Raw genomic sequence first — 293 nt, forward strand, 5'->3', positions numbered from 1 at the left:
GCGGCGGCTGCGGCGAAGGCGTCGTGGACGCAGGTGGGTGTGGGGTGGTCGGTGGTGGTGTGGGTGTCGGTGGTGAGGGTGGTGTGTTCGGTGGGGGTGAGGAGTTCGAGGGTGTGCAGGGGGGTGTCGGGGTGGGTGACGCTGTGCTGGATGAGGTGGGTGAGGCGGTTCAGGAGGGTTTCGACGGTGGTGTGGTCGAAGAGGTCGGTGGCGTATTCGGCGTGGCCGGTCAGTCCTGCGGGAGTGCCGTCCGGGCCGGTGTGCTCCGTCAACGCCACCGTCAGATCGAACTT

General features: G+C 67.9%; 1 protein-coding gene. It reads right to left on the reverse strand.

The window, feature by feature from the left end:
* Positions 1–278, reverse strand: a 278-nt coding sequence (locus tag ACL06G_RS21540) for a hypothetical protein (RefSeq protein ID WP_412836532.1), incomplete at its 3' end; no start/stop codon positions are given.
* Between the last annotated feature and the right edge of the window lie 15 nt (positions 279–293).

This window comes from Streptomyces callyspongiae (assembly GCF_047200695.1).
Classification (GTDB): Bacteria; Actinomycetota; Actinomycetes; order Streptomycetales; family Streptomycetaceae; genus Streptomyces.